This is a genomic window from Campylobacter suis (assembly GCF_905120475.1).
Lineage (GTDB): Bacteria > Campylobacterota > Campylobacteria > Campylobacterales > Campylobacteraceae > Campylobacter_A > Campylobacter_A suis.
On record NZ_CAJHOE010000001.1, the window covers coordinates 113,149 to 139,029 of the forward strand.

Here is a 25,881-nt window from a genome sequence, read left to right on the forward strand (position 1 = left end):
ATGGACGCGCAAACGATTAGGGAGCTACAAGCTTATGGCTTTTTCTTCTTTGTCGTGTTTTTGGTTTGTATACTTTATGGATATTGCTACCATTTATACAAATCAGAGCGCACAGGCAGAAGAGATTATGAAAAATATTCAAATTTGGCTTTACAAGATGAGCTTAATGGCGATGTCTTGGAGAAAAATGTAAAGGGGCATTAAAATGGAGTGGTTTAACTTAGAAGACAGTGTAAATTTGCTCTCGCTTGTCGGTTTATTATCACTTGTTGTTTTGACTGTGGCGATTGCAGGACGATATGTTAATCAAATGAAAGTCTCAAAAGATGCTAGTGTCGAGCTTGGCGAGCATAATTGGGATGGTATAGGTGAGTATAAAAATAAAGTTCCAACAGGCTGGCTAGTATCGTTTTTGTTGCTATTGGTTTGGGCTATATGGTATTTTTTGGTGGGATATCCACTAAATTCATATTCACAAATCGGCGAGTATAATGAAGAAGTGAAAGCTGCAAATGCAAAATTTGCAAAAGAGCACGCAAACCTTGATGACAAAAAACTAAAAGAGATGGGTCAGGGTATATTTTTGGTTCAATGCTCACAGTGTCATGGCATCATCGGAGATGGCATAAACGGTAAAGCTGCCGATCTTACAAAGTGGGGTAGTGAAATGGCAATTTATGATGTCATACTAAATGGCTCAAAAGGACTAAATTTCCCAGGTGGCGAAATGCCAGGTGGACTTGGTGGCGATGAGGCTAGCTCTAAGGCGATAGCGGCATATGTTGCCAAAGAGCTAAGCGGTATAAAATCAACCAAAAATGAAGCACTTGTATCGCAGGGTAAAGAGCTTTATGCTGGTGCTTGTGCCGCATGTCACGGCGATGATGGCAAGGGCATGGATGGCACTTTCCCTGACCTAACTACATATGGTTCAAACGCTTTTGTTATGGATGTTTTAGTTCGTGGTAAGGCTGGAGATATTGGTGTTATGCCAAAATTTGATACTATGTTAAATGAGATACAGCAAAAAGCAGTTGGCGAGTATGTTATCTCGCTTTCAAGGGGTAAATAATGGAAAATACAAATAGAAGTGTTTTTGCCTTAAATGGTGTAACTGGTATGTTAATAGCAACTGTTTTGTTGCTTAGTATATTGGCTGTTCTTACATACATGGGTATTGGGCTACAACAAGATGTGGCTAACAAACCATACAAAATAGAAAATCCAAGCGCTATTCAAATGAAAAGCGTTGAAAATTCTAAGCACATCGTAAAGGAGTAGTTATGTCAGGAATGTTAGAAAAAGCAGTCATTGCCTTAACGATAGTTATGGGGGCGATATGTGCTTGGGCGGTTCTTACGCCAAACCATCTTTTTGTAGGATGAAAATTTTTATTAAAAAGGGCGTATTTTATGCCCTTTTCTTAACTTCTTCGCTATTTGCAGACCCATTTGTTGTAAATGATGATAAAATTTTAAATGAGCAAGTGAGCTTAAAACTTGAGAGCATAGGTGCTGAGCTAAAACAAAAAACCGATGTAAAGTTAGTTGTTGCAGCATTTGAAAACTTAAATGATAAGAGTTTAGAGCAGGCTTTTAAAGAGCAAAATTTAAGCCAGCCATATGTTTTTTTAATCTTAGAAAAAGCACATAAAAAAGTTGAAATTTTTGCTGATGATACTAGTTTAAGGCTATTTGATAAAGAGCAAGTTTTAAGCCCATTTCCAGAGAGTGGAACTATATTGCCTATATTGGTTTCAAACAAAGGCAAAGATGTATATAACGCTGCGCTTTTAAATGGCTATGCCGATATAGCAGAGCAGATCGCAAAGAGTAAAAAAGTCGAACTTCAAACAAGTATAGGAAATGCAAATAAAAATGTATTAAATTCGCTTAGGATATTTTTTTATGCAAGCATTGTTGTAGTTCTTGGTTTTATGATCTATAAAAGAAAGGTAAAAAATGGCTAAAACAAAGACATTTTGGCCTTATGGCATAACTTTAAGTATTATTGGGTGTATCGCACTTTGTATATATACCATTGTTGTTAGCCTTGATTATCCAGTTGAGATGGATCATTTTTACCTTGAAAAATACCAAAATGTAAATCAAGACATAAATGAGATACGAGCTAAGCAAAGGGAATTTGAGACTAAATTTGATGTTAAGCTTCAAACAAAAGATTTTAAGATAGGAAGTGATAAAAATATAAACATTTCTATAATCCCAAAAAATGATAATACATCATCTAGTCTAAAGTATGAAATTTTGCTTACCAGACCAGATACAAATGCGTACAACATTAATCCAAATGCTACTTTAATAAACAATACGCTTACCACATCTGAGGTTGATTTGGCACTTGAGGGCAGATGGCAGGTTATGCTAAAGTTAAAAGATAATGATCTGGTTGGATTTTACAAAATGGAGTTCTTGGCTTTTAAATGAGAGAGCTTTTTGTATTTTCAAGCATTAGGCAGATACGCAACTTCACTCAAAATTTTTCTAACCAGCTTCTTCCTAAAGCTATAAGCATAGGCGACTTTTTTAGTAAGGTTGTTTATGTTGATGGCTTAAACGAGGCAGGTCAAAGTGAGTGCCTTATCTATATGAGAGATGCTTGTAATTCCTGTAAAAATGCAAATTTAAAACTACATATACCGACTGAATTTTTTGCATTTTTAAAAAATAACGACTATCTGTTTTCTTTTTTTAAAGAGATAACCCATCAAAAAAAGAGTATTTTAGCACTTAAATTTAGCGATATTTATGCACATTTTGATGAGCATATCGAAATTTTAAATGAAGTTTTTAAAAACTACAAAGAAATTTTGATAAAAAACTCTCTTTATGATAACATTATTTTGCCAGAAGTTTATGAGATTAACGAAGCTTTTTTAAAGGCTTATGAGCATATAAACATTCAAATAGACGGACTTTTGAGCGAATTTGAGTGGGAAGTTTTACTAAGAGCTGCAAAATTTTCAAATGTAAAAATCACCTTTAAGACCTCAAAACTAAACCAAAAGCTTTTACGAAAAATTTCTGAAATTTTAGCCAGCGATACTGATAAATTTGAACTTTATTGTACTTATGAGCTTGATTTAAATACACTTTTACTAACCAAAAAACAAAATAATGCACAAAATAGAAGCGCCCTTGTAAGAGCATTTTCTCTTTCTAGCTTGCAAGCTGCTTTTGTCTTTGAAAAAATTTCAACATTTATGAGTGAGGGTATCGAGCCTGAGCGTATAGCAGTGATATTGCCAGATGAGAATTTTGCTAGAGTTTTGCGTCTTTATGATAGAGACAAAATGCTTAGCTTTGCGATGGGAAAAAGTGTAAAAGATAGTCTATTTTACTGTATTTTAAGTGATATCGTTGATATTTTAAAAGAACAAAAAAATCCTTGTTTAAAAGATGATTATTTTGAGTTAAAAAATAGAAATTTACGCTGTGATGAGAGTTTTTTAAATATAAATGGCATAGACAGTGAAATTTTTGAGCTTTTTAGGCAAAATTTTGAAAAATACTCTAGTTTTGAGTTATTTTATAGCGCCATAAATGCACTTTTGCTAAAAATAAATGATGAAAAACTTAGCCAAATACTTTATGAAGAGCTTTTTTTCTTGCAGAATTTATCCACTCATGCAAGGCTAAAATTTAGTGAACTATGCGAGTTTTTGTTACTTCGCTTATCAGCTCTTAGTATTGATGATGTTGGTGGTGGTGCTGTCCGTGTCATGGGGGTTTTAGAAAGCCGCGGACTAGCTTATGATGGCGTGATTATTGTTGATTTTAATGATGATTTGGTTCCAAAAAGAAGTGTAAATGAGATGTTTTTAAGTTCAAAAGTTCGTGAAAAAGCGGGTCTTATAAGCTACTTTGAGCGTGAGAATTTGCAGCGATTTTACTATGAGTGTCTTATAGGTTCAGCCAAAAAAGTAGCCATATCTTATGTTGGTGATGAAGGCCGTATCGAGTCTAGATTTTTAAGCGAATTTAGCTGTATAGCAGATAAAAACTACGATGATGATGCCTATTTTAGGCTTTTTTTAAGAGATACGCCTTATGTAAAAACGGCGAAATTTATACCAGAGCACATTAATGTTAAGCATGATTTTTTTGAAAAACCACTATCTTTTTCAAGGCTAGATACATTTTTAACCTGCCCTAGGAAGTATTTTTATCGCTATATCAAAGAGCTTTCTGAAGAACGCTTTTTAGATAAGGCAGGTGCTAGCGGTTATGGAAATGCCGTTCATGAAGCACTTTTTGAGTATTATAAAAAGTATGAAAAATTTATGCTTGAGCCGTTTATGCAGATTTTAAGCACAAAGGATTTGGATGCTTTGGAACTTGAAATTTCAAGACAAAAGTTTAAAATTTTTGAAACAAATGAAAATGACCGTTTTGCCTCTGGATGGCATGTAAAAGAGTGCGAAGTAGAAAAAAATGGAGAATTTTGCGGAGTAAAACTTGAAGGAAAGATTGACCGTATTGATGTAAATGATGACGGTAGGCTTTGTGTGATTGACTATAAAACTGGTAAGATCGTGACTGATAGCCTGCAACTTTTATTTTACAAGGCACTTTTGGGTGCTGAATGCGAGTGTTATTTTTATGATTTAAAGAGTGAAATGAAGCTTATCATGCCTAAAAATACAGACCTTAGCGAGCTTAGCAATAAGCTTAAAGAGGCACAAGAGTACTTTTCAAAGCATGTAGATTTAGAGCCAAAAGTAGGCGCGGCTTGTGAGTATTGCGCATATTATGCCATTTGTACTGGAGATATAGCATGATGCAGCCATATGTCGCACTAAAAGCAAGTGCAGGAAGCGGTAAGACATTTGCGCTGAGCGTGCGTTATATAGCACTTTTGCTAGCGGATAAACCAGCAAATCCAAACAGCATAATGGCACTCACTTTTACCAAAAAAGCAGCAAGCGAGATGAGCTCAAGGATCATCTCAACTTTTTTAAATTTAAACCACAAACAATCCGAGCTAGCCGAGATAGCAAGACTTTTAGATATAGATGAAAGTGAAGTTTTAAGAAGGCGAGATGCTTTAAAAGATAGTTTTTTGGGCGCAAATTTAAAGATAATGACATTTGATTCATTTTTTGGATTGATTTTACGACTTTTTAGTCTAAATTTAGGGCTTAGCCCAGACTATAAGAGCGTAAGTAGCGTAAATAGTGCCATAAATGTGCAGTTTGTAAAAGAGGTCAGTAAAGATAAAAATTTACTTTTGGTTTTGGCTATGTATATCATAGGATTTTTAAAGTCAAACAGCAGTTTTTTCCAGCTTTTAGAGAGCTTTTATGAAAATTTTGGCGAGATAAAAGAGTCAAAGACTAATTTTCCTAGCCAGAGTAAAGTCATGAGTATAGTGCATTGGTTTAGAGATAAAATTTGCTCTAAAGAGGGTGCTTCTGATAGTGCCAAAAAACTTTTTGATATAAAAGATGTTGATGAGCTTTTGCAAAAAAACTTTCTTTCGCGCGAGAGTCTTGATGGTTATAGAACGCTTGGCAAGGTCTATGAAGATGAATTTGATATAAAATTTGCCCAGCTAAAAGATGAGCTAAGAGCTTATGCAAACGAGCTTGAAGCATATAAAAAAGGCGAGATAGCAAAGTTTTTAAAAATTTATAAAAGTGTGCGTGAAAATTTTGGAGCGAAGCTTAATGAGCTAAGCTTTTGTGATGTAACAAAGCGAGTACATGAGCTTTTGTGTGATGACGCAAATAACAAGCAGATGCTTTATTTTAGGCTTGATGCGACTATCACACATCTACTCATAGATGAGTTCCAAGATACTAATGTTGATCAATACGACATCATGAGGCCGCTTATTGAAGAAATTCTTGCTGGTAGTGGTCAAAACGGTATCGGAAGTTTTTTTTATGTGGGAGATATAAAACAGAGTATTTATCGTTTTCGCGGCGGTAAAAAAGAGCTTTTTGATAAACTAAAAACAGAGTTTTCGCAGATACAAAGTCAGAGTCTTACGCACAACTACCGAAGCGCTAAAAAGCTAGTCGAGTATGTAAATTTTGTCTTTCAAAAAAGTACTGGCATAGGGCTTTTTGATGATAGTGAAGCACAAATTCCAGCTAGTAAAGATGATGGCTATATTGAAGTTTGCCAAAGTGATGAGCTCGTTTTAGAGTGCATGAAAAAGGTACGATTTCTTATGGATAGTGGCGTAAATATGAGCGACATAAGCGTGCTTTGTTGGAAAAACAGTGATGTTCGTAAGATATGTGAGCAGTTACGCAAAGAAGGTATTGAGGCAAGAGACGAGGGTGGAATGCTACTTAAAAATGATGCTAGCGTATTTGCTCTTATAAACTATGCTAAATTTTGCCTTTTTGGCGATAAAATTTACTTTCAAAACACAAAAAGCTATCTTGATACCAAGCTTGTAAAACTTAACTTAGATCCTAAAAAAAGTGCCGCAAGTAGCCTTTATTATCTTGCAAAACAGGTAAATATGGAGATAAGTAACGCAAATTTACTTCGCCTTTTTGAGCTAGCAAGCGAGCAAAGCTCTCTTATAAAGTTTATATTTGAATTTGAACATTCAGATACGCTTATAGCGCAAAATTCACACATAGGCGTGCGTGTAATGACGGTGCATAAGTCAAAGGGGCTTGAGTTTTTGCATGTTATTTTGTGTGATAGGATTGGCAAGGCTCAGTCTGATACTAGCGGCTTTATCTGCGAATACGACCAGCAAGATGGTTGGCAGATAAGCTTAAAGCTTGCAAATCGTGAAAATTTTGATTCTTCATATAAAGCCATAAAAGCAAAAAGTCAAGAGCTTGATAGGGACGATGAGATAAATAAACTTTATGTTGCGATGACAAGGGCTAAAAACTCACTTGTTATTATCAAAAAGCAAAATCCAAGCGGAACAAATCCAAGCTATTTTACGAAATACTCATTAAAAAGTGGCGAAGAGATAAAGTATCTTGACCTTGATTGTTTTAGCGATGGCAAGATAGCTCCAAGCCCAAAAGCAGAAATTTTGCCAAAGGTAGGCAAAAAAATAGAAATTTTAGCGGTAAAAAAAGATGAAAGTGTAGGCGAAAACGATACTAGCGGGCAGAATTTGCCTGCGATATATTTTGGAAATGCGCTTCACTTTTTGCTTGAAATGTGTGAAGATTTTAGCGAAAATTCTGTAAAAAAAGCAGCTATCATCATGAGAAATAAATTTGCTAAATTTTTACCTAAAGAGAGTATGGATGATGTGCTTTTGCGTGCTTTACGCTTTGTAGCTGATCCTAAATTTATAGAAATTTTAGACAAGGCTAAGGTTTATAAAGAGCAGCCTTTGGTCTTTGAGGGGGTTCAAAAACAGCTTGACCTACTTTGCGAAAAAGAGGGTGAGATAATCGTTGTTGATTATAAAAGCTCAGAGTTTGCGGTAGATAAAAATATAGAGCAAGTTAAGGAGTATGTGCAAATTTTAGGGCAGATTTTTCAAGGTAAGAGAGTTAGGGGTGTTTTGTTTTATCTGCTTAAGGATAGGATAAAATTTATAGAAATTTCTCTATAAAACCACAAAGATAAAAAATAGCTCTATTTTTAATTAAATTTTACTTAAATTCAGGTTTTTATAAGTTTATTTTTTGTAAAATCCCCTTTTAATTTATTTGGCAAAGGTAAAAAATGACAAAAATAACAAAGCCAAACGAAGTAAAACGCGACTGGATCGTACTTGATGCGACAGGCAAACGCTTTGGTAGACTACTTACTGAAGTTGCGACTCTGCTTCGTGGCAAACACAAACCAAGCTATACTCCAAATGTTGATTGTGGTGATTATGTTATCATTATAAACGCATCAAAAGCTGAATTTACGGGTGCAAACAAGGCTGAGCAAAAGCTTTATCATCGCCACTCTGGCTATTTTGGTAGCACAAAGAGTGAAAAATTTGGCGATTTGCTAGCAAATAACCCAGTTAAGCTTTATAAACTTGCTGTTCGCGGAATGCTTCCAAAGACAAAACTTGGCAAAGAGATGATAAAAAAACTAAAAGTGTATGAGGGTAGCGAGCACCCACACACCGCACAGATCGCTAAAGAAGGAAAATAATTATGGCAAAAATTTATGCAACAGGTAAAAGAAAAACTGCGGTTGCTAAGGTTTGGGTAAAATCTGGTAGCGGTAAAATTTTAGTAAATGGAATGGATCTTAACACTTGGCTTGGCGGTCATGAGGCTATCAAGCTAAAAGTTATACAACCTCTTCTTGTAACGAAACAAGATAGCTTGATTGATGTTACAGCTACAACGCTTGGTGGTGGCTATTCTGCTCAAGCAGAAGCATTAAGGCATGGAATTTCTCGTGCACTAGCTGCTATGGATGCTGACTTTAGAGCGGCTTTAAAGCCAAAAGGCTTACTAACTCGCGACTCAAGAACGGTCGAGAGAAAGAAATTTGGTCGCAGAAAAGCAAGAAGAAGCCCTCAGTTCTCAAAACGCTAATTTCTATAAAAACGCTATTTTCTTTCAAGAGATTAATATCTTTTGTAAAAGAAATAGCATTCTACCAAAATTTAAAATTTTGCGAGAATTTCTCGCAAAATTTCTCTTTTTTATCTATAAATTTAATTTTATTGTTTTGACTGCAAATTTGTATCTTTTTATTAAATTTTCTAGCTTATTTACTATATTTTTACTAAAATTTAAAAATTTATGCTATAATGGGTGTGTTTTTAAAACAAAAATTACATAAAGAAAGGAAGTCTTTACATGAAAAAGATTGCTTTAGCTATGGTTGCTGCTTCTGCTTTATTTGCGTCAAATGCAGCATACAACTACGAGATCACTCCAACTGTTGGTGGTGTACATCCAGAAGGTAACTTGGGTATCGACGAGCATTTGACTGTTGGTATTAGAGCTGCTAGAAACCTAGAGGGTATGTTTTTTGATCAGTTTGAACTAGGTACTGACTATACACACAAAGCAACAGAGAAAGTTGATGGAGTAAAAAGAGAAGGCCGCGTTGCTAGATATTTCGCGAACCTTACAAAAGATATTGTTGGTTTTGGACCATTTGAGCTTTACGGCTTGATCGGTGCAGGATACGAGGATGTTCCAGCTAAATTTGTTGATAATGAAGATGGTGGCTTTGGTCAGTATGGTCTCGGTATCCGCTACCAAGTAACTGATGTTTTTGCTCTTAAAGCAGAAGCTCGTGATGCTATAAAATTTGACCACGGCGATCACAACCTATTCTACTCACTAGGCTTTGGTATAGGTCTTGACTCAAAAGCTCCAGCTGCTGTTGTAGCTGCTGCTCCAGTTGTAGCTGCTGCTCCAGTATCACTTGATGATGATAATGATGGTGTTTTAAACGATGTTGATAAGTGCCCTAATACTCCAGCTGGCGTTGTAGTTGATGAGCACGGTTGTGAAAAAGTTATCGTTCTTCGCGATCTTGGTGTAAATTTTGCATTTGATAGCTATAAAGTTAGCCCAACTTATGCTGCTGAGATTAAAAAAGTAGCTGACTTTATGGGTGAGCATCCAGACTATAGAGTGGTTCTTGCTGGTCACACTGATAGCGTAGGCAAAGAAGCTTATAACCAAAAACTATCTGAGAAGAGAGCAAACGCTGTTGCTAAAGCTCTTGAGGGCTTTGGTGTAGACGCTGCTAAAATTTCAACAGTTGGTTATGGTGAAACTAGACCAGTTGCTGATAATAAAACAAAAGAAGGTCGCGCTGAAAATAGACGCGTTGAAGCTACTTTTAACAAGTAATTCAAAAATTCCCCTAGGGCTTGGCGAGAGCTAAGCCCTTTTTTATTTACACACAAAAGAGCAAAATTTGAAAAAAATTATCCTTTTTGACCTTGATGGAACTCTTATAGACTCAACATCTGCTATACTTGATGGATTTGACGGAGCATTTATGGCATATAATGGCACAAAGCCAGACCATGAAAAGGTAAAGTCGCTCATAGGACATACGCTTGATGATATGTTTGTTTCACTTGGTGCAAAAAAAGAGGATGTTGCCTTTATTAGGTCAAAATATAAAGAAATTTACACACAAATTTACTTACCACAGACAACTCTTTTACCGTATGCCAAAGAGACTATTGAGCAAGCTGCAAAATTTGCAAAGCTTGGTATAGTTACAACAAAAGGCTCAGCTTCCATACCTGTGCTTATGCGTCATTTGGGTGTTTTAAAGTATTTTGATGCCATAGTGGGTTTAAATGATGTAGTAAACCCAAAGCCAAATGCAGAACCTGTAAATTTGGCACTTTCGCGCCTAAATGCCAACGATATACAGCGTCAAAATGCCTTTATGATAGGTGATACGAAATTTGACTGTTTGGCTGCTAAAAATGCGGGAATTCATGCACTCAGTGTTCTTTGTGGGTACTCAAGTGAAAAAGAGCTTAAAGAGTATAACGATAAAATTTTTGCAAATACCCTTGAAGCAGTGAAATTCGCCAAAAATTTCTAAAACCAACCCCCGTAAATTCATTATTAAACTTACAGTGCTAAAATAAATTAATCAATACAAATTTAGTAAATTCTTTGTATAATATATAAAATTCTAAAAAGGTAGATTATGGCAAAATTTATGAAAACTATGGATGGTAATGAGGCTGCTGCGCACGCAGCATACGCATTTACTGAAGTTGCAGGTATTTATCCTATCACACCAAGCTCTCCGATGGCTGATTATACCGATCTTTGGGCGGCACAGGGTAAGAAAAATTTGTTTGGCATGCCAGTTAAATTGGTGGAGATGCAAAGTGAGGCTGGAGCGGCTGGAACGGTGCACGGTTCACTTCAGGTTGGCGCACTTACAACTACTTACACAGCCTCTCAAGGTCTTTTGCTTAAAATCCCAAATATGTATAAAATCGCGGGTCAGCTCTTGCCAGGCGTCATTCATGTAAGCGCTAGAAGTATCGCAGCGCAGGCACTTTCTATCTTTGGTGATCATCAAGATATCTATGCCTGTCGCCAAACAGGCTTTGCTATGCTTGCAAGTGGCTCTGTTCAAGAGGTTATGGATATAGCTGGCGTGGCGCACCTTGCAGCGATCAAGGGTAGGGTGCCATTTTTGCACTTTTTTGATGGCTTTAGAACAAGTCATGAAATTCAAAAAATAGAGGTCATGGACTACGAGCATTTTGATAGATTGCTTGATAGGGAGGCGCTTGCAAAATTTAGAGCCGACGCTATCAACCCAGAAAATCCAAAAACAAGGGGTACCGCACAAAATGATGACATTTACTTTCAAACTCGTGAATTAGTTAATCGCTATTATGATGCCATACCTGATATAGTCGCCGAGTATTTAGCTGAAATTTCAAAAATAACTGGACGCGACTATAAGCCATTTAACTACTACGGCGACCCAGATGCTACTCATATCATAGTTGCGATGGGTTCGGTTACTCAAGTACTTGAAGAGGTTATTGATCATTTGCGAGCAAAGGGCGAAAAGGTGGGCGTTGTAAAGGTTCATCTATACAGACCTTTTAGTGTGAAATATCTAATGGATGTTATGCCAAAAAGTGTTAAAAAGATCGCTGTTCTTGATCGTACAAAGGAGCCAGGAAGTCTTGGTGAGCCACTTTATCTTGATATAAAAGCAGCATTTTATGGTATGTCTAATGCTCCAGTCATTGTTGGTGGGCGCTATGGACTTAGCTCAAAAGATGTAGATCCTGCACAGATGATAGCTGTATTTGAAAATTTAAAACAAGACCAACCAAAAGATGGTTTTACCGTTGGTATAGTAGATGATGTGACCTTTACATCACTGCCATTGGGAGAGAGAATTTCACTAAGTGATGATAGTGTGAAAGAGTGTCTTTTTTACGGGCTTGGTGCTGATGGAACTGTGGGCGCAAATAAAAACTCGATCAAAATTATTGGAGATAAGACAGATCTTTACGCTCAGGCATATTTTGCCTACGATAGTAAAAAGTCAGGCGGCTATACAAGAAGTCATTTAAGATTTGGTAAAAAACCTATCCGCTCGACATATCTAGTTTCAAACCCACATTTTGTTGCTTGCTCGGTTGCTGCTTATCTTGAAATTTACGATGTGATAGATGGTATAAGACAAGGTGGAACATTTCTTCTAAATTCTATCTGGGATGAGGCTGAGACAGTGGCTAAAATTCCAAATCGAGTAAAGAGAATTTTGGCTCAAAAGCAAGTAAATTTTTATATTATAAATGCTACAAAATTAGCTCATGAGATAGGACTTAAAAACCGTACTAACACCATCATGCAGTCTGCATTTTTTAAACTTGCTGATATTATTGCCTTTGATGATGCTCAAGAGTATATGAAAGAGTATGCAAAGAAAACTTATGGCAAAAAGGGCGAAGCTATCGTAGAGATGAACTATAAAGCCATTGATGTGGGTGCAAGCGGGCTTGTTAAAGTTACTGTAGATCCAGAGTGGGCTAATCTTTGCGATGACAGCGCTAAAGCCGTAGCTTATGAGGGAACAAAATTTGTAGAAAGTATCGTTAAGCCTATAAATGCAGCCAAAGGCGATAGCTTACCAGTATCCGCGTTTGCGGGCTATGAGGATGGTAGTTTTGAGGCTGGCACAACAGCGTATGAGAAGCGCGGTGTTGGTGTTTTGGTGCCAAAATGGATAGAGGAAAACTGTATTCAATGTAACCAGTGCGCCTTTGTGTGTCCTCACGCAGTTATAAGACCGTTTTTGATAAATGATACCGAGCTTGAAGCTGCACCGCAAAGTGTTAAAGAGCATGTTTTAGATGCAAAAGGTAAAGAGGTTAAGGAGTTAAAGTATAAAATTCAAGTCTCTCCACTTGATTGTACTGGTTGCGAGCTTTGTGCGCAAAACTGCCCAAGTAAAGAGAAGTCTCTTGTTATGGTTCCGCTACAAGAAGAGCTTGATAAAAATGAGCAGGTAAATGCTGATTATTTATTTAAAAATGTAACTTATAAAGATGACCTTATGAGTAAGGAGAGCGTAAAAGGCTCAAGCTTTGCGCAGCCTTTGTTTGAATTTCACGCTGCTTGCCCAGGATGTGGTGAGACACCTTACATAACGCTTGTTACAAGGCTTTTTGGTGAGCGGATGATAGTTGCAAATGCGACTGGTTGTAGCTCTATTTACGGCGGCTCAGCCCCATCTACTCCGTATACTAAAAATTCCGACGGACACGGTGTTGCGTGGGCAAATTCACTTTTTGAGGATAATGCAGAATTTGGTATGGGTATGAAGGTTGCGACTGAAACTATCCGCCATCGCATAGCTGATATTATGCTACGCACCAAAGATAGCGCTCCTAACGCACTTAGTGCGCTTTATACTGACTGGCTTAAATTTAAAAAAGATGGAGCAAAAACAGCTGAGATAACTAAGATGTTAGTGCCTATATTAGAGCAAAACATACAGGTTGAAGGCGTAAAAGAAATTTTAGAGCTAAAACAGTATTTAACAGCAAAATCACAGTGGATAATAGGCGGTGATGGCTGGGCGTATGATATTGGTTTTGGCGGACTTGACCATGTTTTAGCAAGCGGAGAAAATGTCAATGTCTTGGTGCTTGATACGGAGGTGTATTCAAATACTGGCGGTCAAAGCTCAAAATCAAGTCGCACAGGCTCAATAGCACAATTTACCGCAACAGGCAAGCCAGTGCAGAAAAAAGATCTTGGCTATATCGCTATGACTTATGGAAACATTTTTGTTGCACAGATTAACTCAAATGCAAGCCAGGCAAATGTTATTAAGGCTATTGCCGCAGCTGAAGCGTATGATGGACCAAGCTTAGTTATAGCTTACTCACCGTGTATAGCACATGGCATAAAAGGTGGTTTGACATATTCGGGCAACCAAGCAGAACTTGCTACAAAATGCGGTTATTGGCCAACTTATATCTATGATCCTGCGCTTGTAAAAGAGGGCAAAAATCCACTAAAAATCACATCAAAAGAGCCAGACTGGGCACTTTACGAGCAGTTTTTAATGAATGAAGTTCGATACAATGCTCTTAAAAAGAGTAATCCAGAGCACGCTGACGAGCTTTTTACTCATAACAAAAAAGACGCGCAACGCCGCTATCGCCAGCTAAAACGCTTTGCTATGGCTGATTTTAGTGATGAGCTTGAAACTACTTCAAGTGAGACTTTGGCTGAGTAATTTTAGGGTGTTTTTCACCCTAAAGCTCTTTTAAAAAATGAAATTTTTACTCTTATTATTATCATCTTTTTAAATTTAAATGTTATCTGAGGGATTGTTGCGTAAAATTTTGGTATAAAAAAGATGGTAAAATAGACTAAAAATCAAGGAGAAAATATGTCAAAACTTTTTAGCCCAATAAATTTCGGCAACATTACGCTTAAAAATCGTGTCATAATGCCACCTATGTGCACTTATAAAGTGCCAGATGACTCAGGTATGGTGCAGGAATTTCACAAAATCCACTACGGCGCAAGAGCACTTGGCGGGACTGGTGCCATCATCGTTGAAGCTACAGCAGTGCAGGCGGTTGGCAGGATCACACAAAGGGATCTTGGGCTTTGGGATGATAGGCAAATACCAGGTCACAAAGAGCTAGTAAATATCATAAAATCTTACGGTGCAAGAGCTGGTATCCAGCTAGCACATGCAGGCAGAAAGTCTGAGGTAGATGGGAGTGTGAGCGTTAGCGATGAGGCATTTTCAAAAAGTTATAAAACCCCTAAAAAACTTAGTCTTGATGAAATTTTATCACTTAAGCAAGACTTTGTAAAAGCTGCAAAAAGAGCCCAGATGGCTGGGTATGAATTTGTTGAAATTCACGCAGCGCATGGATACTTACTAAATACATTTTTAAGTAAAGTTTTAAACAATAGAGATGATATTTACTCTAGGGATAGAGCAAGGCTGGTGTGCGAGATAGTGGCTGATATAAAAACCCAAACATCACTTGTAGTAGGCGTGCGCCTAAGCGCATCGGCGTGGCGCAAGGATGATTATAGCGTGAGTGAGTGCGCGAACTATGCTAAGGTGCTTGAGGACGCTGGAGCCCAGTTTATCCATGTATCAAGTGGCGGTGTGCATGAAATTTGTGATGACATGCCAACTATCGCACCACTTTATCAAGCAGGATATGCCAAGCAGATAAAACAAGCTGTAAGCGTGCCAGTCATAGCTGTAGGATTTATAACAAAGGCTAGCGAGGGCGAAGCGCTACTACTTGGTGAGACATGTGACGCCGTCGCATATGGTAGAGCCATGCTGGATAATGCAAATTTGGCATTTACTCTTGCAAGCGAGCTAAAAGAGCCTGAAAATATCGACTTTACATACCGTAGGGCTTACTAAGCGGTAAAAAAGCGTAGCAAACTCATATAAACAGCCGTTGAGATAGAGATGGTTAAAAGCATATTTTTAAGCTTTAAGTGAATGATTATGGCGGTAAGAAATGCTAAAATTTCCGCCGCCCCATACGGATACACGCTAAATTTCACATCCTTTAAGCCATAGCTTACTAAGATAACCATTATCATAAGCCCCATGTGCTTTTGTATGACGCTCATAAGCTTGCTCTCGCCTTTGCTCTTCATCAGATAAAACGGCGTCGCACGTGTGATAAAAGTCGCCACCGCTGCTAGCAAAACCGCCACAAACAAAAGCCACTCAGGCGAGCTTACGTTTATCATAACTTATCCTTAAACAGGGATAAAAACACGAAGCAAAGCCCCATCGAGCCCACCAGCATAAACTTAGCCGGCATTAGCGTAACACCGATGACGCCAAACAGCACGGCAGCACCTAACACGATAAAATTTCTATCGCTTTTAAACATTTCAATCACGATGGCGATAAAAAGTGCGGTTAGGCTAAACTCAAGCCCGCTCATATCAGCGCTTATAAGCGCACCCGCAAAGCACCCTAGTGCCGTGCCAGTCAGCCAGTAAAACCAGCAAAGAAAATTTAGCGCTGTAAACACACGGCTTCGCTCGCTCACATCCTCTATCTTTAGCATTTTAAACACGGCAAATGTCTCATCTGTTAAGGTCGCGACATTAAACAAACGAAAGCGCAAATTTTCATACTCTTTAAGCAAAGCAAGCCCGTAAAAAGTGTGACGTAAATTTACAAGATAGCTCACCACAAACGCCTCCACTAGCCCAGTCCCGCTAGCAAACAGCCCCACCATCATAAACTGCGCGGCTCCTGCGTATGTAAGAAAGCTTAGCGAGATGGCTATAAATGCGCTCACACCCACGCCAATAGCCAAAATGCCAAAAGCCATGCCAAGCGGAAAGTAGCCCATAAAAATAGGGATAGAGAGCTTAAAAATTTCTAAATTACTCAAAAAATGCCTTATGTGCGCTAGATAAAGTCGCTTATCTTATCAAAAAGGTGCTTAAAGGCTGTTTTGTGTAGCTATGTGTGGCTAAAATTACATAAAAGCATTGATTTAGAACTAGCATTAAAATATACAATGTTGTAAAATTTTATTAAAATATGACAAGACAGATGATGCAGTAAATTTTAAAAATTTAAAAAACAAGATATCTGCCTAGTTAAATTTTGTCCTTTTGGCTTTGTTTTTGGCGTTACTAAAATTTATAAATTTGATAATTTTACCAACTGCTTAGCTGCTATAAAATTTTAACTTATTTGGATTTTACTTGCCCAGCAGTATGCCATCTTACTTAGAAATATTAGAAATTTTTATTTCATAATTTTTTAAAATTTGTGCTAAACTTATCTCTTTCATCGTATTTTCAGCGTTCTTTTGCACGATGTCATATGCATCTTTTATAGCGTGCTGTATATTTACCCCGACACCGCATTTTGGATTTGTATGTGTATCTTGATGAAGCAAAGGCGCCTCACCCAAGATGGCTGTATATATCTCAAAAAGCGTGATACTTTCAGCCTTTTTTGATAGCACGGCTCCCGTTTTACCAGGCTCAGTTAGCAAAATCCCACCCTTTCTAAGTGCTGAAATAAGCTGGCGAACGTAGGAGGGATTTGTATGCACGCTTTTTGCGATGACAGCAGAGCTTGGGCTATCGTTTGGGTTTAAGGCAATGAGCGCTAGGATATGGATGGCATCAGCTAGTTTGGTCGGATACTTCACGAAAATTCCCCGTTTTTGCTTAATTGTATCAAAATTTCAATGAAGTTTTTAAATTTAGCAAAAACTCATCTATTTTAGCATGAAACTCCATGCCATTTGGTGCATATGGCTCACTTAAATTTACACTCACATATGTTGCGTTTGGCATTTGTGATGATACACGCATTAATGGTGCTTTTATGAGCTGATTTCTAGCTCCCACTCCAAGCTCTAAAAAAAGGACATTTTCATTAAAATTTTGCTCTAAAAATGCGTTAAATCGCTCTCCATTTTTTGCACCGATAAATCTTTTCGCAAAGATATTATGCGCATCCATATCTAAGCCACATTTTTGGCATTTTGGTAGAAAATTAATCGCATTTTTTGGCTCATTTGCCATATTTTTAAGCACATCTAAGCCATCTTTTATCTCATCACAACAGGCATTTTCGCACTGAAAATTTATCGCATTTCCCTCTACTTCGAAAACATTTTTAAATCCTGCTAAACCAAAATGCCCTTCGATATTTGAAGTCACGATAAAATAAGGCTTTATGCTAAGCAATTCACGTAAATCACTCATCGCCTGACTTATCTTATATGATAAGATATAATGCCTAGCAAATGTAGCGTAAAACTCCCATTTACTAGCTTTATCTGGGTAGTTACAGCTAAAGCACTCAAGCACATTTCGCACGCCAAATTTCTGTCTAAACTCACCAAAATAACGCTCAAATTTCTCATCACTCGCAAAGATATTCAGCCCTTCAGTGATACTAAAGCCATTGCTTACTACAACGATCACCGCCTTTGCTTTTTTAAATTTCAAAGCCAAATTTTCATAACCCATCATCTATCCTTAGTAAATTCTAGCTGGAGCAAAAGTGCCATCAAATTCTTCAGCAACTATTTTTGCATTTTTGTTTTCGCGTAGTTTTAAAGCGTCCCTAAATACCTTGCTAATATCCGCGCCAATAGCAAGCGAGCGACTTTTTATCTCGCGTGGCACGATCGCATCTTTTGGATTTATCGTGACATAGGTTGCTTTTGGAGTGCTAAAAACAAGCTGCCAAAACGGCTCTTGGATAAACATCGGTGTCATTCGCCCCACTCCAAGCTCCAAAAACAGCACCTTTTTACCACTATGCTTATCTAAAAATTTACGCCATTTTTTATACTCATTTGCATAGCGTGTGCCTTGTAAAAATGTCCGCGATCTGACCCAGTGATTTAGCTCGCCACCGCAGTTTGGGCATTTTGGCACTAGTTCGGATGGGATTTTGCACTCATTGATGTTTGCATACATATTTTCATACATTTCCTCACCATCCCAGACCTCATCGCAACACTGCCTATCGCACTGCATAAGCTTCCAATCCCCCTGAAGCTCGACCACATCTCTTTCATCAAAAACACCGTAAAGTTGGCGGTCTTGATTTGTCGTGACTGCGATAAATGGCTTTTTTGCAAGCAAATTTTTAAGATCAAAATAGTTTTGTCCCACAGGCAAAGATAGCACTAAGTGCACCATGGTAGCCAAAAACGCCCACCTTTCCTCGCGCGTCTTATATGGATAGTAAAGCCCATCAAATGCATTACTCCAGCCATATTTACGCTCAAACTCACCAAACTCTCGCTTAAAATATCTATCTGGCTGATAGTAAAATGTATATCCGCAACTAGCAGACATTCCGCTTGCTATGCCGATACACACAGCATCTGCGTCATCTAGCATTTGTAAAAATTTTGCCACTTTTTCTTTATACTCGTTTGACATTTTAACTCTTTAAATTTGATTTTTGAAAATTATATAAAAAGTAGTGTTAATTTATAATTAACAGGCTATAGATAAAAAATAGTTCTCTAATATTTTAAATGCTAATAACTAAATTTAACACACTTTATTTCTTAGATACAATTCATCTTAACAACAAAGAAATGAGATTTATCGGGTTTTGTATAGTAGCGTGGCTAAAATCTAGCATTAAAATATACGATGTGGTAAAATTTTATTAAAACGCGACAAGACAGATAATGCAGTAAATTTTAAAAATTTTGTCACACAAAATATTTGATTAGTTTAAATTTTGTCTTTTTGGCTTTGTTTTTGGCGTTGCTAAAATTTATAAGTAAAGTAAAATACCAGAGCTTTGATAAATTTTATATGAAGATATGCGCTTAACTAGCTGTTAAGTTTACCACTTAACAGCATAGCTTTGCTTTTAAAGCCTAGTTTTCATCTTATCAAATTCATCTTTTATGACTTGCTCGTTTGGCTCATCGCTCATTTTATTTAAAGCGTCTCCCCAAAAACTTACCGCTAAAATAACAATACTTGAGACCACAAAACCAGGAAGTAGCTCATAAACCTCTTTGTTTAGTTCAAGTACTATCCAAGCTATAACACTAACTCCTCCGCTTATCATGCCAAGAAGTGCGGCTAATGCGCTCATTCTTTTTAGGTAAAGACTAAAAAGTAAAACCGGACCAAAACATGCTCCAAACCCAGCCCAAGCATTGCCAACAACATTTAGCACGCTCTCTTTTTGCCCAAAGGCTAAGACGGTTGCTATGATGGCAACTGCTACTACGGCGTATCTACCTATGGCTACTTGAGCATTATTTGAAATTTCATGTTTGTAAAATGCAAGTATAAAATCTTTTGTCACCGAGCTTGCGCTGACTAAAAGCTGACTTGATATAGTACTCATAATCGCAGCAAGTACGGCAGAAACTATAATGCCAACAAAAAACGGATGAAACAAAGTCTCGCCAAGCTTTAAAAATACTATCTCAGGATCGCTAAGTGTAACGCCAGACTGCGTAAAAAATACAAGCCCCATAAGCCCGCTAATCATAGCTCCGATCAGCCCTATCGCCATCCAACCGATGCCTATACGCCGAGCTTGAGCTAACTCAGCTGAACTTCGTATAGCCATAAATCTCACGATGATGTGTGGTTGCCCAAAGTAACCAAGCCCCCAAGACATTAGACCTAAAATAGCCCAAAAATTTAGATCTCGAAAAATATTTAGGTGCTCGGGATCTATTTTTTTTATCTCGCTTAAAAGAGATGTTCCTTCTAAATTTATATTAAAATACGCTACAGCAGGGATTGCGATAAGTACGATAAACATCAAAGTGCCTTGAAATGCGTCTGTTATAGCCACCGCTTTAAAACCGCCAAAAAATGTGTAAAATACAACGATAGTTAGCGTAAAAATAGCTCCATAGGAAAATGGCAAGCCAAAAAAACTCTCAAAACTCTTTCCACCAGCGATTATGCCACTACTAACATAAAGGGTAAAAAATATAAGTATAAAAAGCCCAGATATAATGCGTAAAACCTTCGTGCGGTCTTTAAAGCGATTTTCTAAAAAGTCTGGTATCGTGATACTATCGCTCGCAACTTCCGTATAAACTCGTAAGCGTTTTGCCAGAAATAAGTAGTTGCAATACGCCCCTATAGTCAGTCCTATCGCCATCCATGCAGTTGCTATACCAGTCGCATAAAGTGCGCCCGGTACACCAAGTAACATCCAGCCACTCATGTCGCTTGCTCCAGCGCTTAGTGCGGTAACTACTGGCCCTAGCTTGCGATTGTCTAGCAAATACTCGTTCATATTTGCATTTTTGTTATATGAAATTTTACCGATAACAAGTAAAAAACCAAAATATAAAGCAATAGCGATATACGAAGTAAAATCCACAAAATTTCCTTTTTACAATTTTTACCATAATATTATAAATTTGTTTAAAAATTCCATAGATTATAAAAATTTAAGCAAAAAAATACCAAATTTTCAGTATATTCTTAAATTTACAAAACACTATAAAGGGTCTTTGAGTTGAACGAAAAAAGTTACAATTTTTTTCTCAGTGAGAAATTTTACAGAATTTTGTTTTTCATTGCCATTGTTGGCGTGATCTCGTACTACTTCTATCCGCGCGATATGACACCAGCCCAGCAAGCTGCGTACATAAAAAGCTATGGTGTGACACTTGGGCTTACAGTGGGCGGTATCGCTATTGGTATGGTGCTTGGATTTACCTTGGCGTTTTTGAAATTTTTACAGATAAAGCCTTTAAATTTTATCATAGACGAATATATCGATATGCTTCGTGGAACACCGATAATTCTTCAACTTTTGATATTTTCAGTGGTTATTTTTGCCACTTGGGAGGACAACTTTTATGTTGCACTCATTGCACTTGGGCTAAATAGCTCTGCCTATGTTGCAGAGATCGTACGAAGCGGTATAAATAGCGTTGATAAAGGTCAAATGGAGGCAGCGCGCGCGATGGGTCTAGGGTATGGCACATCAATGCGAGAGATAGTAATGCCACAAGCTACTAAAAACATACTGCCAGCACTTGGCAATGAGTTTATCTCTCTTTTTAAAGAGACCTCAGTTGTAGGCTACATCAGCGTCGTTGATATAACCATGCAAAGCAAGAGCCTTCAAGCGGTGTTTTATAGTCCCGAGCCAGTTATTTTTGCGGGCGTTGTGTATTATGTTAGTATCAAATTTCTCACACTGCTTGTGAAGTTGCTTGAAAGGAGATTAAATCGCCATGATTGAGATTAGAAATTTATGCAAAAACTACGGTGATTTGCAGGTTTTAAAAGACATTAGTGTTGATATAAAACAAGGCGAGATAATCGCTATTATAGGACCAAGTGGTGGTGGCAAAAGCACATTTTTACGCTGTATAAATCGTCTAGAAGAGCCAAGTAGTGGACATATAAAGATAAATGGTGAAGATATAGTAAGTAAAGATGTTGATATAAATAAAATTCGTCAAAAAATCAGTATGGTTTTTCAGCATTTTAACCTGTTTGCCAATAAAAATGTTATGCAAAACCTAACTTTAGCACCTATAAAATCAGGTGTTTTTAGCAAAGATGAGGCTGAAAAAAAAGCAGAAGAGCTGCTAAAAAGTGTGGGCTTAAGTGATAAAAAGTTTGCTTTTCCACATAAGCTTTCAGGGGGTCAAAAACAGCGTATAGCAATAGCTAGAAGCTTAGCGATGAATCCAGACGCTATACTTTTTGATGAGCCAACATCTGCACTTGATCCTGAGATGATAGGCGAGGTTCTTGATATAATGAAAGATGTAGCGGCTAGGGGACTTACTATGCTTGTAGTAACCCATGAGATGGGCTTTGCTCGCAATGTAGCAAGTAGAATTTTCTTTATGGATGGCGGAAAAATAGCCGTTGATGATACACCAAAAAATGTATTTGAGAACCCACAAAATCCAAGACTTAGAGAATTTTTAGGAAAAGTATTAAATCATTAAACATTTTACATTATAATAGACAAAATTTTTTAAAGGAGATAAGATGAAAAAATTTTTAGCACTATTTGCAGCGGCTAGTATTAGTCTTTTTGCGACAGAACTTAAGATAGGCACAGCTGCTAACTATCCACCATTTGAGTATATCGATGAGCAAAACAAGATAACTGGCTTTGATATAGATCTTGTTGATGAACTTTCAAGGCGCTTGGACTTTAAATTTAAGATAGTAAATATGAGCTTTGACGGACTTATCCCAGCACTAAAAGCTGGCAAGATAGATGTTATCGCAAGTGCGATGAGTGCGACTGATGATAGAAGAAAGTCGATAGATTTTACAAATTCGTATTATATAACCGAAAATATCTATATCCGCAAAGCTAACAATGCTGAAGTTAAAGATAAAGAAAGCCTTAACGGTAAGAGAGTTGGTGTGCAACAAGGCACAGTCCAAGAGCTAGCAGCAAATGCAATAGCAGGCGCAAAAGTTGTTCTAGCAGAGGATACTGCTCCGCTTGTTATGGGTCTTAAGGCTGGCAAATTTGCAGCACTTATCTTTGATAGTTCAATAGGTTATGGCTACTTGAAGAAAAATCCAGATTTGGAAGAATTTTACAAAGAGTCAGATGGTAGCGAGGGCTTTTCAATGGCGTTTGATAAGGGCAAAAATACTGAACTTATCGCAAAGATAAATGCAGCTTTTGAAGAGATGAAAAAAGATGGTAGCTATGATAAGCTACTTGAAAAATATGATTTAAAGTAAATTTAAAAAAGGAAAAAAATGAAAAAAATTTTTGCATTCGTTTTGGCGTGTTTTGTTACACTTGGTGCGGCTGATTTAAGAATAGGTACAGAGCCTACATTCCCTCCGTTTGAGTATCTTGATGATCACAACAAGATTGTCGGCTTTGATGTTGATCTTGTTGATGAGCTTGCTAAAAGAGCTGGCTTTAGCTATGAGTTTGTTCAGATGAACTTTGATGGGCTTATATCTGCTTTAAAGGCTGGAAAGATAAATGCGATAGTAAGCGGTATGAGTGCTACTGACGCAAGAAGAAAATCGGTTGACTTTACAGACTCTTACTTTGCAACTGAAAATTTGTTTTTACGCAAAAAAGGAAATACTGAAATTTCAAGTAAAGAGAGCCTAAAAGGAAAACGCCTAGGTGCACAACAAGGCTCTATACAAGAGATTGCTGCAAATGCTGTTGCTGGCGCAAAAGTACTACCTTTTGAAAATTCAGTAACTGTTGCCACTAGCCTAAAAGCTGGTAAAATCGATGCTATGATAGTTGATACTTCGGTTGGATATGGCTTTTTAAAGAAAAATCCTGATCTGGAAGAATTTCTAAAAGAGCCAGATGGAAGTGACGGCTTTGCTATAGCCTTTGATAAAGACAAAAACACTGAACTTATCGCAAAGATAAATGCTGCTCTTGCTGAGATAAAAAAAGACGGCACATACGATAAGTTGCTAGAAAAATACGACCTTAAGTAAAATATAGCTTGAAATTTTGGGCGAAAGCCTAAAATTTCTTGCCTTACAACTACAAAAAACAAGACATGAAAAATATCCTTATCATAGCTGGAAGTGATAGCGTTGGTGGTGCTGGCATGCAGGCTGATATAAAGACTTGCGAGGCATTTGGTTGCTACTGCGCAACTGCTATTACGGCAATCACTGCGCAAAATACAAATGGTGTAAGTGGTGTTTTGGCTGTAGCGCCTGAAATTTTAGACGCTCAATTAAAGATGATAGATGATGAGCTTTGTATAGATGCCGTAAAAATCGGTATGCTTTTTAATGCCGAGCTTATAAAGGTTGTAAAGACTTGGCTGGAGCGTGTAAGCTCTCGTGTGCCCATCGTGATTGATCCAGTTTGTGTAGCAAAATCTGGAGCAAAGCTGTTGCAAGATGACGCACTTAACGAGTTAAAAGAGCTTTTAAAATTTGCTACTATCGCTACACCAAACCTTGATGAGGCAAAAATTTTAAATCTTGATTTTAATAATTTGCCTTGCGATATTTTGTTAAAAAGAACGAACCTTAGTGAAATTTGTGAAGATTCGCTTTTTTATAAAGATGGAAAGATTGTAAAATTTCAAGAGACACTTTTGGAGCCAAATATAATGCACGGAGCTGGTTGTAGCTTTTCAAGTGCGATAGCTTGTGGTTTGGCATTAAAAAATGAGCTAGAAAATTCTATTAAAAATGCAAAAAAATTCATTACAAATTCTATAAAGTATGCTTATAAAACAAACTTTGGCGTAAGGTTGTTAAATCATAAAAAGGGTATTTATGAGTGAAATTTATGCCTTGAGTGATGATATTTTAAGTCCAGATGAGTTTATTATAAATCATGCAAGAGAAATTTTGAAATCAGGCATAAAACTCTATCAATATAGATGTAAAAAAGAAAATAAAAACGAAAAAATAGCGCTAGAACTTTTATCGCTTTGTCAAGAATTTGGTGCAAAATTTATAATAAATGACGATGTAGAGTTTGCCAAGAAAATAGGCGCAAATTCTGTTCATATCGGCAAAGATGATGACTCACTTATAAAAGCCCGTGAAATTTTAGGCAAAGATGCTTTTATAGGGGTTAGCTGCTATGATGATTTGGATTTGGCATTAAAAGCAGAACAAAATGGAGCTAGTTATGTAGCCTTTGGTGCAGTTTTTCCAAGCCTTACAAAGCCAAATACAACTTCAGTGAGCCTAGAAACTATAAAAAAAGCAAAGCAAATTTTAAAAATCCCAGTATGTGTCATAGGTGGCATAAATGCTTCAAATATCGCGCAACTCATAGAGTTAAAGGTGGATTATATCGCTATTGTTAGAGCAATTTATGAGCCAAATACAATAACTAAAAATATAGAAAATTTGCAAAAAGCAAGCCGCATTTAAGCGGCTTAGGTTAGTGTTTTAGACCTTTGGCATCAACATCAAGCTTTATTGCTTCATTGTCGATGTAGCCGATACCAGCGTCTAAAATTTTGCGTGCGATAGTGTGTGCCTCATCAAGCGAATGCATCTTATATGTACCGCACTGATACTCATTTAGCTCAGGAATTTTACTCTGATCTTTTACTGCCAAAATATCATTCATACTTGCGCTCCACGCATCTTGTATGGCTTTAATGCTAGGAACTCCTATAAGGCTCATATAAAAGCCAGTCCGACAGCCCATAGGCGATATATCGATAATCTCAACGCCTGTTGTGTTTAGATGATCTCTCATAAAACCAGCAAAAAGGTGCTCGAGAGTATGTATACCACGCTCTGGTAATATATTCTTATTTGGTTTGCAAAAGCGTAGGTCAAAAACGCTGATGTCATCGCCCTTTGGTGTTTTCATGGTCTTTGCTAAGCGTACTCCTGGGGCATTCATGATCGTGTGATCAACGCAAAAGCTGTCAAGTAATGGCATTATCTCTCCTTAAAATTTATTTTAATAGCAAAAATTTCACGCCATATTCTAG

At 37.3% G+C, this 25,881-nt stretch carries 26 protein-coding genes; 19 read left to right on the plus strand and 7 right to left on the minus strand.

What is annotated here, in order from left to right; translation table 11 throughout:
* The 13 genes from LQV35_RS00565 (at position 1) to LQV35_RS00625 (ending at position 15,347) form a co-directional block, all read left to right on the plus strand.
* Complete coding sequence (locus tag LQV35_RS00565; RefSeq protein ID WP_230055927.1) at positions 1-204, plus strand: cytochrome c oxidase, cbb3-type, CcoQ subunit; 204 nt, start codon at positions 1-3, stop codon at positions 202-204.
* A gap of 1 nt (position 205) precedes the next feature.
* On the plus strand, positions 206-1,072 hold the full coding sequence (locus LQV35_RS00570; RefSeq protein ID WP_230055928.1) for a cbb3-type cytochrome c oxidase N-terminal domain-containing protein: 867 nt from the start codon (positions 206-208) through the stop codon (positions 1,070-1,072).
* Positions 1,072-1,281 (plus strand): DUF4006 family protein, encoded by a 210-nt coding sequence (locus LQV35_RS00575; protein ID WP_230055929.1) that lies wholly within the window; start codon positions 1,072-1,074, stop codon positions 1,279-1,281. The genes LQV35_RS00570 and LQV35_RS00575 overlap by 1 nt, the downstream gene beginning before the upstream one ends.
* Positions 1,282-1,339: 58 nt before the next feature.
* Complete coding sequence (locus LQV35_RS00580; RefSeq protein WP_230055930.1) at positions 1,340-1,969, plus strand: hypothetical protein; 630 nt, start codon at positions 1,340-1,342, stop codon at positions 1,967-1,969.
* Positions 1,962-2,447 (plus strand): FixH family protein, encoded by a 486-nt coding sequence (locus tag LQV35_RS00585; protein ID WP_230055931.1) that lies wholly within the window; start codon positions 1,962-1,964, stop codon positions 2,445-2,447. Before LQV35_RS00580 ends, LQV35_RS00585 begins: the two co-directional genes overlap by 8 nt.
* A complete protein-coding gene (locus LQV35_RS00590; protein ID WP_230055932.1) occupies positions 2,444-4,801 on the plus strand; it encodes a PD-(D/E)XK nuclease family protein in 2,358 nt (785 codons plus the stop codon). Before LQV35_RS00585 ends, LQV35_RS00590 begins: the two co-directional genes overlap by 4 nt.
* Positions 4,798-7,569 (plus strand): RecB-like helicase, encoded by a 2,772-nt coding sequence (locus tag LQV35_RS00595; protein WP_230055933.1) that lies wholly within the window; start codon positions 4,798-4,800, stop codon positions 7,567-7,569. The genes LQV35_RS00590 and LQV35_RS00595 overlap by 4 nt, the downstream gene beginning before the upstream one ends.
* A gap of 113 nt (positions 7,570-7,682) precedes the next feature.
* Complete coding sequence (gene rplM, locus LQV35_RS00600; protein ID WP_230055934.1) at positions 7,683-8,108, plus strand: 50S ribosomal protein L13; 426 nt, start codon at positions 7,683-7,685, stop codon at positions 8,106-8,108.
* Positions 8,109-8,110: 2 nt separating this feature from the next.
* On the plus strand, positions 8,111-8,500 hold the full coding sequence (gene rpsI, locus LQV35_RS00605) for a 30S ribosomal protein S9 (RefSeq protein WP_230055935.1): 390 nt from the start codon (positions 8,111-8,113) through the stop codon (positions 8,498-8,500).
* Between the two features lie 267 nt (positions 8,501-8,767).
* On the plus strand, positions 8,768-9,778 hold the full coding sequence (locus LQV35_RS00610) for an OmpA family protein (protein WP_230055936.1): 1,011 nt from the start codon (positions 8,768-8,770) through the stop codon (positions 9,776-9,778).
* Positions 9,779-9,845: 67 nt separating this feature from the next.
* Positions 9,846-10,493 carry an HAD family hydrolase gene (locus tag LQV35_RS00615; protein ID WP_230055937.1) on the plus strand — a complete coding sequence of 216 codons (648 nt, stop codon included), beginning with the start codon at positions 9,846-9,848 and terminating at the stop codon, positions 10,491-10,493.
* Positions 10,494-10,601: 108 nt separating this feature from the next.
* On the plus strand, positions 10,602-14,180 hold the full coding sequence (gene nifJ / locus LQV35_RS00620) for a pyruvate:ferredoxin (flavodoxin) oxidoreductase (protein WP_230055938.1): 3,579 nt from the start codon (positions 10,602-10,604) through the stop codon (positions 14,178-14,180).
* 156 nt (positions 14,181-14,336) lie between these two features.
* Positions 14,337-15,347, plus strand: coding sequence for an oxidoreductase (locus LQV35_RS00625; protein ID WP_230055939.1), 1,011 nt, complete (start codon positions 14,337-14,339; stop codon positions 15,345-15,347).
* Here the strand turns inward: LQV35_RS00625 and LQV35_RS00630 are convergent.
* The 6 genes from LQV35_RS00630 to putP all read right to left on the minus strand — a co-directional run bounded on the left by LQV35_RS00630 (position 15,344) and on the right by putP (position 20,807).
* Complete coding sequence (locus LQV35_RS00630; protein ID WP_230055940.1) at positions 15,344-15,685, minus strand: branched-chain amino acid transporter permease; 342 nt, start codon at positions 15,683-15,685, stop codon at positions 15,344-15,346. The genes LQV35_RS00625 and LQV35_RS00630 overlap by 4 nt on opposite strands.
* Positions 15,682-16,302: an AzlC family ABC transporter permease gene (locus LQV35_RS00635; protein WP_418884437.1), complete on the minus strand. Its 621-nt coding sequence runs from the start codon at positions 16,300-16,302 to the stop codon at positions 15,682-15,684. The genes LQV35_RS00630 and LQV35_RS00635 overlap by 4 nt, the downstream gene beginning before the upstream one ends.
* A gap of 381 nt (positions 16,303-16,683) precedes the next feature.
* Positions 16,684-17,118 carry an Rrf2 family transcriptional regulator gene (locus LQV35_RS00640; protein ID WP_230055942.1) on the minus strand — a complete coding sequence of 145 codons (435 nt, stop codon included), beginning with the start codon at positions 17,116-17,118 and terminating at the stop codon, positions 16,684-16,686.
* A 28-nt stretch (positions 17,119-17,146) separates the two neighbouring features.
* A complete protein-coding gene (locus LQV35_RS00645) occupies positions 17,147-17,947 on the minus strand; it encodes an SIR2 family NAD-dependent protein deacylase (protein ID WP_230055943.1) in 801 nt (266 codons plus the stop codon).
* Between the two features lie 9 nt (positions 17,948-17,956).
* Positions 17,957-18,874 (minus strand): SIR2 family NAD-dependent protein deacylase, encoded by a 918-nt coding sequence (locus tag LQV35_RS00650; RefSeq protein ID WP_230055944.1) that lies wholly within the window; start codon positions 18,872-18,874, stop codon positions 17,957-17,959.
* A 445-nt stretch (positions 18,875-19,319) separates the two neighbouring features.
* Entirely contained in the window at positions 19,320-20,807 is a 1,488-nt protein-coding gene (gene putP / locus LQV35_RS00655) for a sodium/proline symporter PutP (RefSeq protein WP_230055945.1), read from the minus strand.
* Between the two features lie 204 nt (positions 20,808-21,011).
* Here putP and LQV35_RS00660 point away from each other — a divergent pair, with 204 nt between their 5' ends.
* The 6 genes from LQV35_RS00660 (at position 21,012) to thiE (ending at position 25,306) form a co-directional block, all read left to right on the plus strand.
* On the plus strand, positions 21,012-21,680 hold the full coding sequence (locus LQV35_RS00660) for an amino acid ABC transporter permease (RefSeq protein WP_230056718.1): 669 nt from the start codon (positions 21,012-21,014) through the stop codon (positions 21,678-21,680).
* A complete protein-coding gene (locus LQV35_RS00665) occupies positions 21,673-22,401 on the plus strand; it encodes an amino acid ABC transporter ATP-binding protein (RefSeq protein WP_230055946.1) in 729 nt (242 codons plus the stop codon). Before LQV35_RS00660 ends, LQV35_RS00665 begins: the two co-directional genes overlap by 8 nt.
* A 43-nt stretch (positions 22,402-22,444) precedes the next feature.
* Entirely contained in the window at positions 22,445-23,161 is a 717-nt protein-coding gene (locus tag LQV35_RS00670; RefSeq protein WP_230055947.1) for a transporter substrate-binding domain-containing protein, read from the plus strand.
* 18 nt (positions 23,162-23,179) lie between these two features.
* On the plus strand, positions 23,180-23,896 hold the full coding sequence (locus LQV35_RS00675) for a basic amino acid ABC transporter substrate-binding protein (protein WP_230055948.1): 717 nt from the start codon (positions 23,180-23,182) through the stop codon (positions 23,894-23,896).
* A 65-nt stretch (positions 23,897-23,961) separates the two neighbouring features.
* Entirely contained in the window at positions 23,962-24,705 is a 744-nt protein-coding gene (gene thiD, locus LQV35_RS00680; protein WP_230055949.1) for a bifunctional hydroxymethylpyrimidine kinase/phosphomethylpyrimidine kinase, read from the plus strand.
* Positions 24,698-25,306: a thiamine phosphate synthase gene (gene thiE / locus LQV35_RS00685; RefSeq protein WP_230055950.1), complete on the plus strand. Its 609-nt coding sequence runs from the start codon at positions 24,698-24,700 to the stop codon at positions 25,304-25,306. Before thiD ends, thiE begins: the two co-directional genes overlap by 8 nt.
* A gap of 10 nt (positions 25,307-25,316) precedes the next feature.
* Here thiE and luxS read toward each other — a convergent pair whose 3' ends face one another.
* Entirely contained in the window at positions 25,317-25,829 is a 513-nt protein-coding gene (gene luxS, locus LQV35_RS00690; protein WP_230055951.1) for an S-ribosylhomocysteine lyase, read from the minus strand.
* Positions 25,830-25,881 lie beyond the last annotated feature (52 nt).